This is a genomic window from Nostoc sp. DedQUE05 (assembly GCF_034530955.1).
In the GTDB taxonomy this organism is placed as follows: domain Bacteria; phylum Cyanobacteriota; class Cyanobacteriia; order Cyanobacteriales; family Nostocaceae; genus Nostoc.
The window spans coordinates 67836-83708 of the sequence record NZ_JAVRCB010000012.1; the positions used below are offsets into that span (position 1 = coordinate 67836).

16 protein-coding genes are annotated in these 15873 nt (G+C 41.2%); 8 read left to right on the forward strand and 8 right to left on the reverse strand.

Annotated elements, in window-relative coordinates:
* Positions 1–12: 12 nt before the first annotated feature.
* Positions 13–1116 carry a septal ring lytic transglycosylase RlpA family protein gene (locus RMZ42_RS11020; RefSeq protein WP_322671466.1) on the reverse strand — a complete coding sequence of 368 codons (1104 nt, stop codon included), beginning with the start codon at positions 1114–1116 and terminating at the stop codon, positions 13–15.
* Between the two features lie 899 nt (positions 1117–2015).
* Between RMZ42_RS11020 and glsA the strand changes: the two genes are divergently transcribed.
* From glsA to RMZ42_RS11035, 3 genes are all read left to right on the forward strand, one after another.
* Positions 2016–2999: a glutaminase A gene (gene glsA / locus RMZ42_RS11025; RefSeq protein ID WP_322671467.1), complete on the forward strand. Its 984-nt coding sequence runs from the start codon at positions 2016–2018 to the stop codon at positions 2997–2999.
* A gap of 66 nt (positions 3000–3065) precedes the next feature.
* Complete coding sequence (locus RMZ42_RS11030) at positions 3066–3383, forward strand: hypothetical protein (protein ID WP_322671468.1); 318 nt, start codon at positions 3066–3068, stop codon at positions 3381–3383.
* Between the two features lie 233 nt (positions 3384–3616).
* Complete coding sequence (locus RMZ42_RS11035) at positions 3617–3868, forward strand: FAD-dependent oxidoreductase (RefSeq protein ID WP_322671469.1); 252 nt, start codon at positions 3617–3619, stop codon at positions 3866–3868.
* Positions 3869–4009: 141 nt separating this feature from the next.
* Here RMZ42_RS11035 and RMZ42_RS11040 read toward each other — a convergent pair whose 3' ends face one another.
* From RMZ42_RS11040 to RMZ42_RS11050, 3 genes are all read right to left on the reverse strand, one after another.
* Positions 4010–5041 (reverse strand): VOC family protein, encoded by a 1032-nt coding sequence (locus RMZ42_RS11040; protein WP_322671470.1) that lies wholly within the window; start codon positions 5039–5041, stop codon positions 4010–4012.
* Positions 5042–5266: 225 nt separating this feature from the next.
* Positions 5267–6082, reverse strand: a complete 816-nt coding sequence (locus tag RMZ42_RS11045) for a DUF1838 domain-containing protein (RefSeq protein ID WP_322671471.1) — start codon at positions 6080–6082, stop codon at positions 5267–5269.
* A gap of 204 nt (positions 6083–6286) precedes the next feature.
* Positions 6287–7471: an AbrB family transcriptional regulator gene (locus RMZ42_RS11050; protein WP_322671472.1), complete on the reverse strand. Its 1185-nt coding sequence runs from the start codon at positions 7469–7471 to the stop codon at positions 6287–6289.
* Positions 7472–7705: 234 nt separating this feature from the next.
* Here RMZ42_RS11050 and RMZ42_RS11055 point away from each other — a divergent pair, with 234 nt between their 5' ends.
* A complete protein-coding gene (locus RMZ42_RS11055) occupies positions 7706–7969 on the forward strand; it encodes a DUF5678 domain-containing protein (protein WP_322671473.1) in 264 nt (87 codons plus the stop codon).
* A 74-nt stretch (positions 7970–8043) separates the two neighbouring features.
* On the opposite strand, the gene RMZ42_RS11060 is transcribed toward RMZ42_RS11055, so the two are convergent.
* The 4 genes from RMZ42_RS11060 to RMZ42_RS11075 form a co-directional block, all read right to left on the reverse strand.
* Positions 8044–9600, reverse strand: a complete 1557-nt coding sequence (locus tag RMZ42_RS11060) for an endonuclease NucS domain-containing protein (RefSeq protein WP_322671474.1) — start codon at positions 9598–9600, stop codon at positions 8044–8046.
* A 138-nt stretch (positions 9601–9738) separates the two neighbouring features.
* A complete protein-coding gene (locus RMZ42_RS11065; protein ID WP_094350625.1) occupies positions 9739–10089 on the reverse strand; it encodes a DUF1257 domain-containing protein in 351 nt (116 codons plus the stop codon).
* Between the two features lie 141 nt (positions 10090–10230).
* Positions 10231–11742, reverse strand: a complete 1512-nt coding sequence (locus RMZ42_RS11070; protein ID WP_322671475.1) for an AAA family ATPase — start codon at positions 11740–11742, stop codon at positions 10231–10233.
* A gap of 78 nt (positions 11743–11820) precedes the next feature.
* Entirely contained in the window at positions 11821–12174 is a 354-nt protein-coding gene (locus RMZ42_RS11075; RefSeq protein WP_322671476.1) for a hypothetical protein, read from the reverse strand.
* Positions 12175–12474: 300 nt separating this feature from the next.
* Between RMZ42_RS11075 and RMZ42_RS11080 the strand changes: the two genes are divergently transcribed.
* The 4 genes from RMZ42_RS11080 to RMZ42_RS11095 all read left to right on the forward strand — a co-directional run bounded on the left by RMZ42_RS11080 (position 12475) and on the right by RMZ42_RS11095 (position 15745).
* Positions 12475–13005 carry a hypothetical protein gene (locus RMZ42_RS11080; protein ID WP_322671477.1) on the forward strand — a complete coding sequence of 177 codons (531 nt, stop codon included), beginning with the start codon at positions 12475–12477 and terminating at the stop codon, positions 13003–13005.
* Positions 13006–13019: 14 nt separating this feature from the next.
* Entirely contained in the window at positions 13020–13166 is a 147-nt protein-coding gene (locus tag RMZ42_RS11085; protein WP_322671478.1) for a histidine kinase, read from the forward strand.
* A gap of 60 nt (positions 13167–13226) precedes the next feature.
* Complete coding sequence (locus RMZ42_RS11090) at positions 13227–14381, forward strand: NAD-dependent epimerase/dehydratase family protein (RefSeq protein ID WP_100899423.1); 1155 nt, start codon at positions 13227–13229, stop codon at positions 14379–14381.
* A gap of 233 nt (positions 14382–14614) precedes the next feature.
* Positions 14615–15745, forward strand: coding sequence for a glycosyltransferase family 1 protein (locus RMZ42_RS11095; protein WP_322671479.1), 1131 nt, complete (start codon positions 14615–14617; stop codon positions 15743–15745).
* The last annotated feature ends 128 nt before the right edge of the window (positions 15746–15873 follow it).

Here is a 15873-nt window from a genome sequence, read left to right on the forward strand (position 1 = left end):
CCAGTCCCTAGATTATTTCCCCAATACCTCAATATGCACTGGTGCTACGCCACTGCCCATCATTCCCAAAATTCGAGCCGCACCGGCAGACACGTCAATGACTCGACCCCGAATGAATGGGCCTCGGTCATTAATCCGCAGCACTACAGAACGACCGTTGCGAGTGTTAGTTACACGAACTTGCGTACCAAAGGGTAAACTGCGATGAGCGGCAGTCATTGCTTCTGGATTAAATCTCTGACCGCTAGCAGTGCGATTACCAGAACCATCATAGCCGTAATAAGAAGCCATTCCTCTCAGGGTGGCTCGCACTACTCCGACAGCAATCTGTTGAGGCAGCTTTGGTATTGATATTTGTTGACGGACTGGTAAATTTGCAATCTCTTTTAGGGGAGATGCATTGCCTAGTAGTCTCCGCAAGCGATTGGTTGCTTGCAATGCATCTTGCGCTAGATCGTTGGTACTACCTGCTAATCGCGTACCTTCGCTGATTTCAACCAACTCTTCACCATTAATTTTAATTACATAGCGATCGCCATCTTGTTGGAGGGGGACGCTTTTGTTTTGCGCTTGATTGACAGTAGATTTTTCCCCTGCTTTCCAACTGACGGTAATCTTACTCCCGTCCACGTTTTCCCGATTCAACTGGTTGATCTTAGCTGCTATTACACCAGCTATCTGAACCGGGTCATTGTCAGTGGAGCTAATCTGGTTACTCGCATCTGTTACGTTCCCAGTATTCAATGCATTTGATGAATTGCTAGCAATAAGGGCGTACCCTTGTACGCCCCCAGTATTGCCAATTGCACCAACTTTTTTAGTCTCAAGATTCGTATTTGATACAGAACTCAAAAAGGTGAGAACAGGTATATTTTTGATAAAAAGAGTTGCCGCCTTACGTCCTTTGATGTTGTGAGGATGAATTTCTGTAATCACAGCATCCAAGGTTTGTTTCCCTGCTGTTGATTGGAACTCTCCCACCTTAACCACATCAGGGGCGGGTGATTTTTGGGATGCTAGCGCATTTCCTTTAGTGGTTTGAGTGCAACCGACTGAGGGTACTCCCAAAACAGCCATAAACAGGGCAACAATAGTCCACAAATGTCTTTGATTCATGCGTCCGTTTTTGAAAGCGACTGTAGAACTTAAAGTTTTATAACTTGCGGGATCGATCGCTAATGAAAGTGATTTCCCTTTTGAAAAACTCGAACTCGTTCCGTTTTCACTTTGTTCTTTATAACTGCAACAGACTAACACGAACCTTTTAGCTTGGGGATCAGGGTTTTAGCGTAACTATGGGCCACTTTCTCAAATTCCCATTCCAATTTGAAGGTCGAAACCTTTCTCAAAAGCGGACTTTGGCTATGTAACGCTTTTTTGTGTAAGTCAAAAATTTCTTAAAAAAACTTTACGCTTATTTCACACTAAAGTAGCGATACCCTATTCACATCACTTCTAAAGGCTCACAACTACTCGTGTATTCTAGATCACATTGTTTTTGGCTATTTCCTATAAGAAGGTAATATAACTTTAATTAAATGGCATCGGCATAAATACTTAAAATTATTTATTTAAGGAAATATTTAGATTTAACTATGAATAAGTCGCGATCTGAGTTGCATCTTAAAAAATTATGCAAATTAGTTGGAGTCTGATATCTTTTTTCAAAGTTTTTTCTACTTACATCAATCATTACTTTGATTCTCCATAACTAGACTGATGTTGGTGATAAATATAACCTTAAGTAACCGTATTGCTGAGTATAAAAAAAAGGACGATACCCAAAGGAATATTTTTCAGGATTAATGACTTAAAAATTAATAAAACTTTGCGATCGCTTAAACAGCAAATACTGTTTGTAACAAAATATACGTCTTATTTTGTTTATTTTCAGTAATTGCTCAAGTATGATTTTTTAGAGCAAGCTGTTTTTGACAAAATCTTTGTAACTGTAGGGATGTACAGCTGTACCTCTTCTATATATAGTAGGTATTTTGGGAAATGCCATCAGCCTAATGACAAACCAAGCACATCCAGGAGATATAGAAATAGAAGCATCGCCATTAAAAGCTGTTCTCAACGAGTTACATTCCCAGTACAAGTCTCTGCAAGAGGGTGCAGTAGCGAAATACATTCCCGAACTGGCAAAGGCAAACCCGGATTTGTTCAGCATTTGCATTGTGACAGTAGATGGTCAGGTTTACAAAGTTGGGGACTACGAGCAACTTTTTACCATTCAGTCGATTTCTAAGGTGTTTGCTTATGGACTTGCCTTAGAAGATCATGGACTGGATTATGTTTTAACTAGAGTTGGCGTTGAACCGACGGGAGATGCATTCAACGCGATTGTTTTGGATGAGCAATCGAAGCGACCTTATAATCCAATGGTAAATGCAGGTGCGATCGCCACCACTAGCTTAATCAAAGGTTCCGGCCCTACCGAACGCCTGAATCGGATGCTGGATATGTTTCACCGATATATTAGCCGCGACGTATTCGTTGACATTTCAGTTTTTACCTCAGAACGGAGTACAGGACATCGCAACCGTGCAATGGCACATTTGATGCTCAACTTTGGCATGATTGACCGAAATATTGAAGAGGCGCTGGATCTTTATTTCCAGCAGTGTGCTGTGATGGTGAATTGTCAAGACTTAGCAGTGATGGCGGCTACTCTGGCTAACAGAGGTATTAACCCCATCAACAAAGAACAGGCGGTAGATAAGCGTTATATTAAAGATATTCTGAGTGTGATGTATACCTGCGGGATGTACAACTTTGCAGGTGAGTGGGCTTATAAAATTGGGATTCCGGCGAAAAGCGGTATTTCTGGTGGGATTATTGCCGTTGTACCCAATAAGATGGGCATTGGAGTTTTTTCGCCACTGCTAGATGTGCGTGGTAATAGTGTGCGGGGGGTAAAGGTGTGTGAAGAACTTTCCCAACGGTTAGGTTTACATCTATTTGATTGTTCAGGCCAAGAGGCGAAATTTGGTTGAAAGAAGCAAAGGGGTAGAGGAATTTTATTTTATAGTTCTTTTAAGACGAGAGTCGGGATTAATATTATGCATGAAGTTTCAAAGCAGACTATAAAGACAGCACAAAAACATGCTCAAAAAGCAATTGAGCATAGCAAAGAGATACAAGAATTGGGTAAGAGTTTAGAAACAGATGACCAAATCGATCCCGAACAAAAAGAACGTATCGAAGCCTATGGAAAAACCATGCACGAACACGCGCAGAAATTTCAAGATTTGGCGCACAGACTAATAGAAGATCCTTCAACAGATGTATATTCTGAAGCAGTAGAGGAGCATACGAAGGTAAATCAAGCCCATATCGAAGCAATTAAAGAACTTCAAAAGATACAACCGCCAGCTTAAATGAGATATTAATTAAATATGAAATTTATTTTGCTTTTAGCTGGATGTATTATTGAGCTTGTTATAAGTCTAATAACTACTTGAGCCTTTTCATTTCAGTTAAACACAGGTGATTATTAGCGTAAGCATAGCCCGCCACAGGCATCGCCCTATAAACAACTTTATGGCTTACTATTTAAGATAATATCTCAATCAAGTATCATCTAAACAAGATTAAATCAAGAGAGTCACAGATGGTTTCTTCCAACAGCAAGATAGGTATTATCGGCGCAGGGACATCAGGAGCTTATCTTGCCAGTTTGCTTATTCAAGAAGGGTTTCAAGTTGACTTGTTTGAAAAAGCGCCTGTAGTGCGTACCGATGGATGTGGTATTGTTATTGTCCAATCAGGTATGGAGGCACTCTCTAATTTCAATAGCGAACCGATCGCGGCAGTTGGAGGGATTAGTTTAAACGCCAATCCCATCTATAGCAATCCTATTTGAGATCCGAACAGGGTTCATACTGATGCAGTTTAGGAAAATCAAATTCTTGGTGATTGATAAAGAACTTCAGTTTAGTATAAATGTACTATTAATTTGCGGGTTCTCTCCCTACTGCCCTGCTCCCTACTCCTCTTGCACTAGTTAATTACCTTTTAGCAAAGTCCAGAAGTAGCCATCTGGTGCAACAAAGGAAAAACTCGGCTCGCCAAACTCATTACTAATAATATCTGTAACTTTTTGTACAGTACTTGCCTTGATGCGATCGTAATACTCCTGTATTCCCTTAACCCGATAGGTATATAAAGACATACCCAAGCTACCTGGTTGGGCTGCCTCAAAGTGCGATTCTAAATTAATATTTTCTGGGAATCGAATGATGTAAAGCCTACCACTGCGTACAGCCATCAAGTCAGACTTAGAAGAACGAGGATCATCAAAGGTAGTGAGAATAAACTTTTCACCAGGATTAAGGTCAAAAATATCTCGACCGGCTGGCGAAGATTCATAGCTAGTTTCGACACCATCACGCACACGCAGCAAACCTAAAACTTCTTCATAAAACTTCAGGGTTTCTTTGCTATCATCTTGAACGATGATCCCCATATGGGTAAACTGACTAGCCTTGAGAGCAGCATTGTGGTTAACTTGTCCGTAATCCGGTAGTGTATAGCCAAACCGTTGAAATAGAAGCTGGCGAGCTAAGGGTTGCAGTAGCAGCATTTCTCGTACACCAACTGCTGGCTCAATAAATGGACGGCTTTTCCTCTCTTTGTTGTAGATGACTTCCCAATAAGGGTTAGTGTGCCTAATAGGCAAACCTGCGGCTTTTGCATTTTCTATATGATTTAAGATACTTAACACATCTGCTGTTAAGCTTGCCGCCCAGCGATTTCCCTTAATTTTCATCGACGCTGTTCCTAAACCTTGATGGGTGGGGTTTTGCCAAACCATCAGCCGAATCAAACCATGATCTGCATTTTGGTGGTAGAGGCGGATTGAGCGTAAAGATGAATTCACACCATATAATTGATTGGCTACATCTGCGGTTAATTGACCCACTTGACCAATGCGATAGCCAAATTGCTCCCAATACTGAATTGCAGAAATTGGCTCTGTGATGCCGATACAGATTTCATAGATACCTTCTATTGCAGTTTGTTGTTCGTGAGTCATACCAATTTGGGATTTTAGATTTTAGATTGGGTCAAAATAGACTTTTAAAAGATTCTCTCAAGGGGGAGCAGGGTGATTTCATATAACGAGAGAAAAATCCCATACTCTTATTTCTTTGTCGGTTAACTATGGAAACTAAATCACAATTGAATGGAAATTTAGGGCTTACACATTTTTCTACCATCAAATGAAACCACCCTGCACTTTTCTCAAGAGGGGAGGATGTCAAAATTCTTCTGCTTGAGGAAGCGGGAAGACTTCACCAGCCAAGTAAGCTTGAAAGTGCTTTTGGAAGTACAACCAGGAAGTCATATCTTCGCCATCTGTCAATGCTTTTGGGGCTTGCTTATATAGAGGAATACGGTTATTAATTTCGTCTTGCAGCACTGGGGGCAGTTCTGTTAAACCATTGACTTTGCTGCCAACAGCACTGTAGATTAGCTGACCGGGGCGATCGCCCATTTTCATCCAGGGAAGCCATTGACCAATTCGATCCCAACTCAATTTGAGTTCAGAAACAGATTTCAGTGCTGGGTTGAATAAATCTGCGGTTGGCACAGTTAATTTAAACAATTCCGCTGCTTGATAAATTGGATTTGGGCTGTATTCAGCAAATTTGCGATCGTCTGCTAAGGGATTGGGGTAATAAGGAAATATATCAAAAACGAAGGTTGTGCTGTCACCATCGACCTGTGCGGGGAAGTTTCCTTCAAACTTTCCCTGCACAGGATTATTGGCAACGTGAATCACCGGAACTGTCTCGCCTGTCCAGGGGTTTTCCCATTTGGATAAAACCTCATCTGTTTTTGGGTTGAGGTAGTAAGTTAGTTCCCTAGAAGTAAAATCCCAGCTACCCTCTGCTGTGGGAATACATCGGCTAACGCTTAATCCCAGCATCTTAAACAGGAGTTGTCTTTTCTCACCGGGGATAAAAGCGTAAATTTTACCTTTCCAAATCAGGAAAGTGGATTCGCTAGGGTCGAGGGAAGAACGAGTTTTAACCCAATGCTGCGCTTCAAGTTCTTGGATTTGGGCAACCATTTAAAGCATCCTTAGTATTTGAATAACAACAAAAGAATAAGCTATCAGCATTCAAGTTGCATTTTTAAAAGTTGGGAGTGGGCAAGGGAGACAAGGTGACAAAAGCTTAGAACTTACAACAAGTCTTTCCCCTTGTCCCCAATTCTCTAAGTGACCTTGTCCTCTTTCCCATACTCCATGCCCCATTCCTAATGCCTTTATCAATTAAACTGGTTCAGAAAGTTGCTTATCCAGACGGCGAAACAAAAACAGCCAAAGCGGTAGAGAACTATTAATCGCAATTAGTCGTACTAAATGACCAGTTGTGACAATTTCAACATTATGATTCAATGCCAGGGAAACTAAGATCATTTCTGCCGATCCTCCTGGTGCTGTGACTAAAAGACAAGTTAACCAGTCCCAAGAGGTTAATTGCATCGCAAGTATAGCAGCGATCGCTCCAGCTACGAGAGTCATCCCCACAGACATCAAGGCATAGGCGACAGTCCGCTTTCTAAAGTTAGGTTTGTCTCCCCAATATTCACCAATCGTAATTCCCAACAGCATTTGGCCCAATAAGTTTATTATTGGCGGCGGACTAAAGCTAATATCACCTACAAAAGGCAGCCAATGTAGCAAAGGATTAAACCCGATACCAATCAACAATGCACCAAAGAAATCGCCGGCGGGAATTTTAAATAATATAGCTGGATAAACTACTAATCCAGTAATTACCAGTACTAACAAGAGTAATTCTAGTTGAGATGGATCGAGATTGAGCCAAGCAGCTTTGATTGGGAGTGTTTGCGGATAATCATTACCAGCTGATGTCCTAGCGATGAAGGGAATTAGAATAACTACACAGGTAACGCGAATCGCCTGTACTAGGGCAACCAAGCTAACATTTTTATTGTAATCGGCAGCGATCGCTGCCATAATTCCGACACCGCCAGGAACTGTAGCCAGCATTGCTGTAAATAAGTTAGTTTTGCTGATGCGAGAGTAAATGTAACCGATACAGCCTCCACTCAGCAGCAGAAATAAGGTAAGAAAAATAAATATAGGAATACCGGAAGCAATACTAGCTAGATTAGCGTGGGAATTGGAAGCGCCGACAGTTAAGCCGACAAGTGCCATTCCCACTTTTCTAGCAGTGCGGTTAGGTTGGGGGGAATATTGATAAAAAATTCGACACCCTTGAAGAACCACTGTACCAGCCGCAATCCCGCCAAATATCCAGGCAATCCTGCCAATTTGGAACTTTGCGAGGAGTAAACCCAGAGGTAATGCCAGAAGCATTTCCAAGACAAGGACAATTAGTTGCTTGCCAAATAGCTGCTGTTTGGTAATAACAGGATTTTGATGAGTGTGTTTTTCCAGGCTGGGAGTACCACTTAGACTTTGATTCATCGATACTAAGCTTTTATTTAAGTCTAAGCTATAGGTGCAAAAGTGGATCTTCTGGGATGCGATCGCGCACTACACATTACCAGAAACAAGCAAAATTTTACAGGTGTAGGGTTTGGTTCTAGTAGTGAGTTTATTTTAGATTTAAATTTAAATCAGGTTTAGTAGCTCACCTCTTGCACCAGACAATTAAAATAGTGCCAGATATATTCCAGATCCACGGACAATATTAAATATATGAACACAACTCCCTCTAAAAGAGAAACAGATGAAATGTTCAAGTGGTTAAATCGTAACCGCCAGATGTTATTAGATTTATATAAAAATCAATATATCGCTTACAATGCAAATGGAATAATTGCTCACAACGAAAACTTACGCGAAGTTTTAGCATTAGCTAATGCTGCAAAACAGCCTTTTTTGATTTACCTAGTTCCTAGTCGCACTGCTTCCATAGAAATAAATTTTACCAGTTCGCTTCCGCACCGCCGCTCGCCATGATGAGTAAAAGTACGTATTTCAGGCTTTTGAGCCTTTTTATCTTTGAAAAATAATTTAGGATTGCTATATATATCTCAGCTTACGAAGTGAAAACATGAACCTCCAATGTAACAAAGCTCTTCAATATAGCCACGATTGTGTATAAAGAAATCTCTTAAGCTTAATCCTACTTCATCTGTTATGGGTAATAAAGTTACAATGTCATCTTCTTCTAGCTCTAGACGTTTAATAACAGCCTGAGTATTTTGCTCTATAGTTATTTCAAACAGGGAGTATTCAATGCCATGTTTGTGCATCATGAGAAGTTCATATAATGGTTCTTCTTTAAAGTAAAGTTTTTGCTTAGAAAAAAGATCCAAAGGATTATTTTTATTAAAAATTGAACCTGCGTTAGGAAAAGTATGTCTATCCCATTCTAGAGAACCGACTAGAATAATAGTTTTGTTTGGTTGTCCTGCGATTTGAGCCACTATTTCAAGAGTTGGCAAGTAAGAAACACCTCTACAGAAATAGTTATATAGGCTAAATAATATATCAGAGCCATAATAAATTCTTAAATTTACGGTAGCTTCTCTGCTCACAGATTCTACTTTATTAAAAAACCAGTCACACCCAATTTGCCATAAATCATTCCCATATAAAAAATGCTTTAATCCTTCAGAAGTTGCTTTCCATGAAGATTGATTTTTAGGAGTAGTAACTGATGTATAAATAATGGAGTTTCCACCTTCAAAACTTGTAATTTCTTTTATAATTTCCTCATCAGTTATTAACAAATTTAGAGATAATTGATTACCTGTATAAATTTTATTAATATTCCATCCATTAGACATCATGCCTTGAAGCGTTTCAGATGTACCTTCTATAGTGTCTATTAAATCCATTAGCCTATTAGTAATTTCAGACAAAGCTTTGTATTCAAGTACCAGCTTAATATCTATCTCCTCATCAAACTCATCATCAGCATCAAAGATATTTAATGTTTTTTTAATACTCTGTTTCTCAGAATTTTTAAACTTATTAATAACTAAATACAGGGCAAAAGGGGAAACATTTTTAGAATCACCCTCGTAATTTATAACTAAAATATAGTAATTTTTTATCTCTAGCTCTGTTAAAATACCTTTTAGTTTTTCTGTTGCTATTGCTCTCTCTTCATTTATTTCATATAAGAAAATATTGTGTATTGGGAAGATGAATCTTTCTTCACTCTCTGGAACTAACGGTACAATCTTCTTACTTATAGGTATTCCTTCTTCATTAAGAATGAGTTGATAACCATCTATTTGATAGTTAACAAATCGATGGAATTCAGAAAATGGAATAAGTAATTCATGCCACTCGGTAGAAAGTAGAATACATCTACACTTTTTGGCAGCCAAACCATAATTCGTTTTAAACAAAGCCATATACTTTAGCAGTTCATGTAGAGCCTGTCTAGCATTTTTGTCACTTTTCTTGATTTCAATAATGACAAAACTCCCAAATTTATCTTTTGCTAAAATGTCTATACGACCACCAGCACCAAGACTATTTTCAAGACTAAACTCCTTCTGAATAAATTTCAGATCAGGCTCAATAATATCTAAATTGTCTGTTAAAAAGTCGCGAATATCTGCTTCATTTATCATGATTACCTACCCTACATTACATTTTGGATTCTAAAAAAATCGGGACTGAGAAATACATCTCAGTCCCGATAACAAAAGCGGGCTAACCGCTATTTATATGGTTAACCCGTGCAGCTTTGGGAACGCGCAGAGAAATTGTTATTGCAATACCAACTTCACATTGGCGTTTTGCAAACCGCGCTGTTTCACTTCAGCCAAAGTTTTGTTAACGGCATACTTTTGGTTGATTGAGTTGATCAACTCGGTTTGGTTGTGCTTCTTAGCAACGCCCCACAGGTCAGCGATTAGGTCAAAAGAACCATCGCCATTGCGAGACCAGCCGAGGTCATATTCGCCTTCCAACACGGCAACGATGTCAGAACGGACACGCTGACCGTTATAACCACGGACATCAGCTTCAGTCTTTACGCTGATACCGAGGTCGCGCAAGGAAGCCTTGAGGATTTCGGCATCGGTGATTTTGGTACGCAGGGTGCTAAAGTGAGACATTTGGGTTTCCTCCAATGAGAAGATTGAGAAAAACGACAACGGTTTGTTTTGGGCGAAGCCGCGCTTAACAAGATGCGGCTTTTCTTATAACTGCTAGCATTTTCAGCTAGCCTTTCCCCCTGGGATGGCAGAGGAAAGCTTTTAAAACTCCATTCGCTGATATTCAGCTACGGAGGATGCTGCGGGGCGTGCGCGCTGTCTGGCCCAATCTCTCAGAGCCGTTACTTGTTCTTGCATCGTTCGAGACAGCGGTAATGTTGCCTTCAGTGCAGCAATAATATCTAGTTGGGTGAACTCCCGATCTTGGGCAAAAGCTTCATACATTGCCGCAACGATCGCTTGCTCTATTTCTGCCCCAGAAAAGCCATCAGACATCTTGGCTAATTGCTCAAGATCGAATCGAGAGATGTCTTCACGGCGTTTGGTCAGATGAATATTGAAAATCTGTTGACGTTCTTCCGGTGTTGGCAGATCGACAAAGAAAATTTCATCAAAGCGTCCTTTCCTCAAGAACTCGCCAGGTAAGCGTTCTACTCGGTTGGCAGTTGCCATCACGAACACTGGTGATTTCTTATCTTGCATCCAGGTGAGGAAAGAGCCGAAGATTCTACTTGAAGTCCCCCCATCAGAATCAGAGGAACCTCCACTACCAGCAAAGGATTTATCCAATTCATCGATAAACAAAATCGCTGGAGAAATAGATTCTGCTGTTTTCAGGGCGTTTCGCAGATTTGCCTCACTTCGTCCCACCATTGAGCCGTCGTAGACTCGCCCCATATCTAACCGCAACAGTGGTAAACCCCACAGCCGGGAAGTAGTTTTGGCAATCAATGACTTACCGCAACCGGGAACTCCTAAAATTAACATCCCCTTTGGTTGAGGCAAACCGTACTCTCTCGCTCTTTCTGTGAAAGCGTTAGAGCGTTGCTTGAGCCATCTTTTTAACTCTTCTAAGCCACCTACAGCATCAATAGTTTCATCTTCTTCAATATATTCTAAGATGCCATTGCGCCGAATTAGTTGCTTTTTCTCAGATAAAACGATGTCTACTTCATCTTCCGTTAAACGCTCTTTAGTTACCTGTGCCTTACGGTAGACTTTCTCCGCTTCATCTTTAGTTAGACCTAAAGCAGCTCTGAGAAGTTTTTCTCTGGCTTCTGTTGTCAGTCGCCGACCACGATTTTGCTCTATATGGTGAGTTAAGACTTTATTCAACTCAGCCATATCTGGCAATGTAAAGTCGAGAACCACAACTTCTTTTTCCAGTTCTATAGGTACTTGTTGCATCGGAGACATCAAAACGATGTTCTTTTGCATACCTTTGAAACTAGCGATCGCATCACGCAGCGATCGGTTAGTTGCAGGCGCATCTATAAAGGGATGTAAATCTTTAAGAATAAATATACTTGCTTCTTTCTGCCGGATAATCCACTCAATCGCCGCTTCTGGAGACACGGTATTATGTTGGGTAACATTCCGGGGTTGACCGTACTCAACAATCCCGTGTGTTACTGTCCAAACAAATACCCGACGCTGGGGCTTTAACAACTGGGCGATAGTGGAAATTGCTTGCTCGGCCCGCTCTTCCTCGGAGGTAACAAGGTAGATTAAAGGGTATTGAGCTTGAATTAGGATCTTGAGCTCTTCGTTCATACTTCGACCTACTTGAGACCTTATAGAGACAGTAGAGACATTGCTTCTGGTAAAGACAACCTAATCATGAATATCTATCTAGCAAGGAACTAACTCTTCCTCACTTTTGGGATTGGTTTTATCTTCATCCATCTCATCGAGAGAAAGATGCTCTTGACCAACTACTCCTGGTTGATTGCCTAAAGTAACCAGTTCCCCATCACGTAAGACTAGTGAGCTATCACAAGTTGGGCATGAATAAACTCTATGAGTCCGCCCATAAGAAGAGTCTTCTAACTCGTCAACCAATTCTTGATTGGATAGGTAAAAACCAAGGGCACGTTCGGCAAGTTCTGACATTGGCTCGGAATCAACTGCTGAACGAATCTTCAGTTTTCTGTGCAACTCTGGCGATAAATACAAAGTGACCTTTTGCTTAGTTTGCGTTTGCATATAACTCTTTAACGGTCTTACCCGGGTATGTATATCAAGTTATCGGTTCTTTTATTGGTTGTCAAGACAGTAAAACGTTTTAACGTCTATTTCGTTACATTTATTTATATTTTGGGTTGCTGGCATCATCATTAGTGGCTCTAGCCCTTGAAATTGAGCGATAAATCGCTCACTACGAATCTCTTAAAATTGATGTGGCAGATTACTAGTTAGCTGATTGAGAATAGTGCAAGATCAGAGTTTCTGGTATTTCCTGGTATTTCTATGAAATCAGTGACTTTGGCAAAATGTGTGATGTAAATGACTACTGCTAATAAAACCTGTAGTTTGGAGCGAAGAATTTATCGGTTTGCCGTCAGCGTTAGCGGAGTTATTGCCGTGTTAATAATTTTGTGGGGTTGTACTGCAAATAATTTTAACGCTGGAGCGATCGCCTGGAAAACTTATAGCAACTCCCGTTATGGCTTTGAATTTCCGTATCCGAGTAACTGGATTTCTTTAGCAGCATCAGAAAATGGTGATGGAATTGCGTTGATTTCACCCCAGAACAAAACGGTGGAAATTCGAGGGTGGGCAAGTCAGCAGCTACCGAATTCGATTGTTACAAACCAAGAATCAGAGAAAAAGCTCAAACCCAACTTTCAAACCGCCCAAGGAGTATCTGGGGTGCTGGTTGTAGAAGTTGATCGACGATTAGGTTCAATGACACTGACACTAACTCAGAGTCAAGTGAAATACTATTTGCGCGGACGAAGCAAGAGCCAAGATTTTCAAGAATACTATCGTTTGTTTTATTACATTGCCCAGGAGTATCGGATTTTAAAGTTTTAAATTGGGCATGGGGCATGGGGCATGAGGGGGATGAGGGAGCAGGGGAGGCAGGGGAGGCAGGGGAAGAAGAATTATTGATTATTGACCAATTCCCAATGCCCAATGCCCAATGCCCAATGCCCAATGCCCAATGCCCAAAATCCACATCTCCCCCAGAATGATGATTGAGAGGGTACAGAAACCTGATAGATTTAGCTATCAGCGAGTAAAAACTGGTGAAGATGAAAGTCCTGGTTATTGGTGGTGATGGATATTGCGGTTGGGCAACTGCTCTTTACCTTTCCAATCGAGGTTATGAAGTTGGAATTTTAGATAGTTTGGTGCGGCGGCACTGGGATAATGAACTTGGTGTCGAAACTCTCACTCCGATCGCACTAATTCAACAACGTCTCCAGCGCTGGCAAGATTTGACGGGTAAATCGATTGACTTGTTCATCGGCGATATTACGAATTACGAGTTTCTCCATAAAACATTACAGCAATTTCAGCCAAATGCTCTGGTGCATTTTGGCGAACAGCGTTCGGCCCCATTTTCCATGATTGACCGAGAACATGCAGTTGTTACTCAGGTCAATAATGTAGTTGGGACGTTGAACTTGCTGTACGCTATGCGGGAAGATTTCCCCGACTGTCATTTGGTGAAGCTGGGGACGATGGGCGAATACGGTACACCCAATATTGATATCGAAGAAGGGTATATCACCATTGAACACAATGGACGCAAGGATACCCTACCTTATCCCAAGCAGCCCGGTTCAATGTACCACTTAAGCAAAGTCCATGATAGTCATAACATCCACTTTGCTTGCCGGATTTGGGGATTGCGGGCAACTGATTTAAATCAGGGTGTAGTTTATGGCGTCTTAACCGAAGAAACGGGGATGGACGAACTATTGATTAATCGGCTGGATTACGATGGTGTGTTTGGTACTGCACTAAACCGCTTTTGTATTCAAGCAGCAATTGGACATCCGTTAACTGTCTACGGTAAAGGTGGACAAACTCGCGGATTTTTGGATATTCGGGATACAGTCAGATGTGTGGAATTAGCGATCGCTAACCCTGCCGAGGCTGGTGAATTCCGCGTATTTAACCAATTTACCGAACAATTCAGCGTCGGCGACTTGGCATTGATGGTGAAAAAAGCTGGTAACGCTATGGGATTGAATGTAGAAATCAATCACTTAGATAATCCCAGAGTCGAGAAAGAAGAACATTATTTCAACGCTAAAAACACTAAATTACTCGATTTAGGTTTACAGCCTCACTTGCTCTCTGATTCTTTACTCGATTCTCTGTTAAACTTTGCTATCAAGTATCAGACGCGAGTCGATCATAAGCAAATTCTGCCCAAAGTCTCTTGGCACAGAAATTAAGGTAAACCCCAGTAAATCGTGGGTCTAAAATTAGTCGTCATATTTTAGCACAATATGACGACTAACCAGTTATTATTTATCAGGCGTATCATCCAGCTACTACTAAATTTGCCGTTGACTATAGTTATTTTGACTGTGCAGAGTTGATTACACCACGCGAGAGAGTCTATTCTGTGTTTGATACCGAAACGCAAGCAAAGCTGAGATTATCTGCCTGGACTGAATAGTTTTTTATGAGAATTGCCCTATTTACCGAAACCTTTTTACCCAAGGTTGACGGCATTGTAACGCGCCTGCGCCATACTGTCGATCATCTCCAGCGCAGTGGTAATCAAGTGCTGGTGATTGCCCCTGATGGAGGCATCACAGAACACAAAGGCGCTAAAGTTTACGGCGTTACTGGTTTTCCTCTGCCATTGTATCCAGAATTAAAAATGGCACTTCCCCGCCCAGCCATTGGGTATGTTTTAGAAAAATTTAAGCCAGATATTATTCATGTCGTGAATCCAGCGGTTTTAGGTTTATCTGGCATATTTTATAGCAAAATCCTCAAAATACCCTTAGTAGCGTCTTACCATACCCATTTACCCCAATATCTCCAGCATTACGGCTTAGGGATGCTGGAAGGTTTTCTTTGGGAACTGCTCAAAGGCGCTCATAATCAAGCAGCTTTGAATCTGTGTACCTCCACAGCAATGGTGGAGGAACTGACAGCACATGGTATTGAACGTGTAGATTTATGGCAGCGCGGGGTAGATACAGAATTATTTCATCCCGATTTAGCTAGTGTAGAGATGCGATCGCGTCTATCACAAAATCATCCAGAAAGTCCATTGCTACTTTACGTTGGGCGACTTTCGGCTGAAAAAGAAATTGAGCGCATCAAACCAATTTTAGAAGCAATTCCCGAAGCGCGGTTAGCATTGGTTGGAGATGGCCCCCACCGTGAAGCATTGCAAAAACACTTTGCTGGCACAAACACTTATTTTGTTGGCTATCTTATGGGGCAAGAGTTAGGTTCTGCCTTTGCGAGTGCCGATGCCTTCATTTTTCCTTCCCGCACAGAAACACTAGGTTTAGTACTACTAGAAGCGATGGCTGCTGGCTGTCCGGTAGTAGCAGCCCGTTCCGGGGGAATTCCTGATATTGTCACAGATGGCGTAAATGGATATCTTTTTGAGCCAACAGCAGATGTTCAAGGAGCCATCGCTGCTACTGTTCGACTCTTAGAACAAAAACAACAACGAGATATCATCCGTCAAAATGCCCGCCAGGAAGCAGAAAGCTGGGGTTGGGCAGCTGCTACCAAGCAGCTACAAGATTACTATCAAAAGGTGATATTTTCTGAACAGTTGGCAAAATAAGGGAGTGGGGAGATGAGGGAGCAGGGGAGTCTGGGGAAGAAGAATTAATAACCATACCCTATGCCCAAAATCTAAAATCTAAAATTCCGATGAGCGAAACAAACTCATGATACAAGCCCATTTATTTA

What these genes read in the sequence shown, in the direction of transcription:
- RMZ42_RS11020 (WP_322671466.1), bottom strand. Translation starts at nt 1,116, where the DNA reads ATGAATCAAAGACATTTGTGGACTATTGTTGCCCTGTTTATGGCTGTT.
- glsA (WP_322671467.1), top strand. Translation starts at nt 2,016, where the DNA reads ATGACAAACCAAGCACATCCAGGAGATATAGAAATAGAAGCATCGCCA.
- RMZ42_RS11030 (WP_322671468.1), top strand. Translation starts at nt 3,066, where the DNA reads ATGCATGAAGTTTCAAAGCAGACTATAAAGACAGCACAAAAACATGCT.
- RMZ42_RS11035 (WP_322671469.1), top strand. Translation starts at nt 3,617, where the DNA reads ATGGTTTCTTCCAACAGCAAGATAGGTATTATCGGCGCAGGGACATCA.
- RMZ42_RS11040 (WP_322671470.1), bottom strand. Translation starts at nt 5,041, where the DNA reads ATGACTCACGAACAACAAACTGCAATAGAAGGTATCTATGAAATCTGT.
- RMZ42_RS11045 (WP_322671471.1), bottom strand. Translation starts at nt 6,082, where the DNA reads ATGGTTGCCCAAATCCAAGAACTTGAAGCGCAGCATTGGGTTAAAACT.
- RMZ42_RS11050 (WP_322671472.1), bottom strand. Translation starts at nt 7,471, where the DNA reads ATGAATCAAAGTCTAAGTGGTACTCCCAGCCTGGAAAAACACACTCAT.
- RMZ42_RS11055 (WP_322671473.1), top strand. Translation starts at nt 7,706, where the DNA reads ATGAACACAACTCCCTCTAAAAGAGAAACAGATGAAATGTTCAAGTGG.
- RMZ42_RS11060 (WP_322671474.1), bottom strand. Translation starts at nt 9,600, where the DNA reads ATGATAAATGAAGCAGATATTCGCGACTTTTTAACAGACAATTTAGAT.
- RMZ42_RS11065 (WP_094350625.1), bottom strand. Translation starts at nt 10,089, where the DNA reads ATGTCTCACTTTAGCACCCTGCGTACCAAAATCACCGATGCCGAAATC.
- RMZ42_RS11070 (WP_322671475.1), bottom strand. Translation starts at nt 11,742, where the DNA reads ATGAACGAAGAGCTCAAGATCCTAATTCAAGCTCAATACCCTTTAATC.
- RMZ42_RS11075 (WP_322671476.1), bottom strand. Translation starts at nt 12,174, where the DNA reads ATGCAAACGCAAACTAAGCAAAAGGTCACTTTGTATTTATCGCCAGAG.
- RMZ42_RS11080 (WP_322671477.1), top strand. Translation starts at nt 12,475, where the DNA reads ATGACTACTGCTAATAAAACCTGTAGTTTGGAGCGAAGAATTTATCGG.
- RMZ42_RS11085 (WP_322671478.1), top strand. Translation starts at nt 13,020, where the DNA reads ATGGGGCATGAGGGGGATGAGGGAGCAGGGGAGGCAGGGGAGGCAGGG.
- RMZ42_RS11090 (WP_100899423.1), top strand. Translation starts at nt 13,227, where the DNA reads ATGAAAGTCCTGGTTATTGGTGGTGATGGATATTGCGGTTGGGCAACT.
- RMZ42_RS11095 (WP_322671479.1), top strand. Translation starts at nt 14,615, where the DNA reads ATGAGAATTGCCCTATTTACCGAAACCTTTTTACCCAAGGTTGACGGC.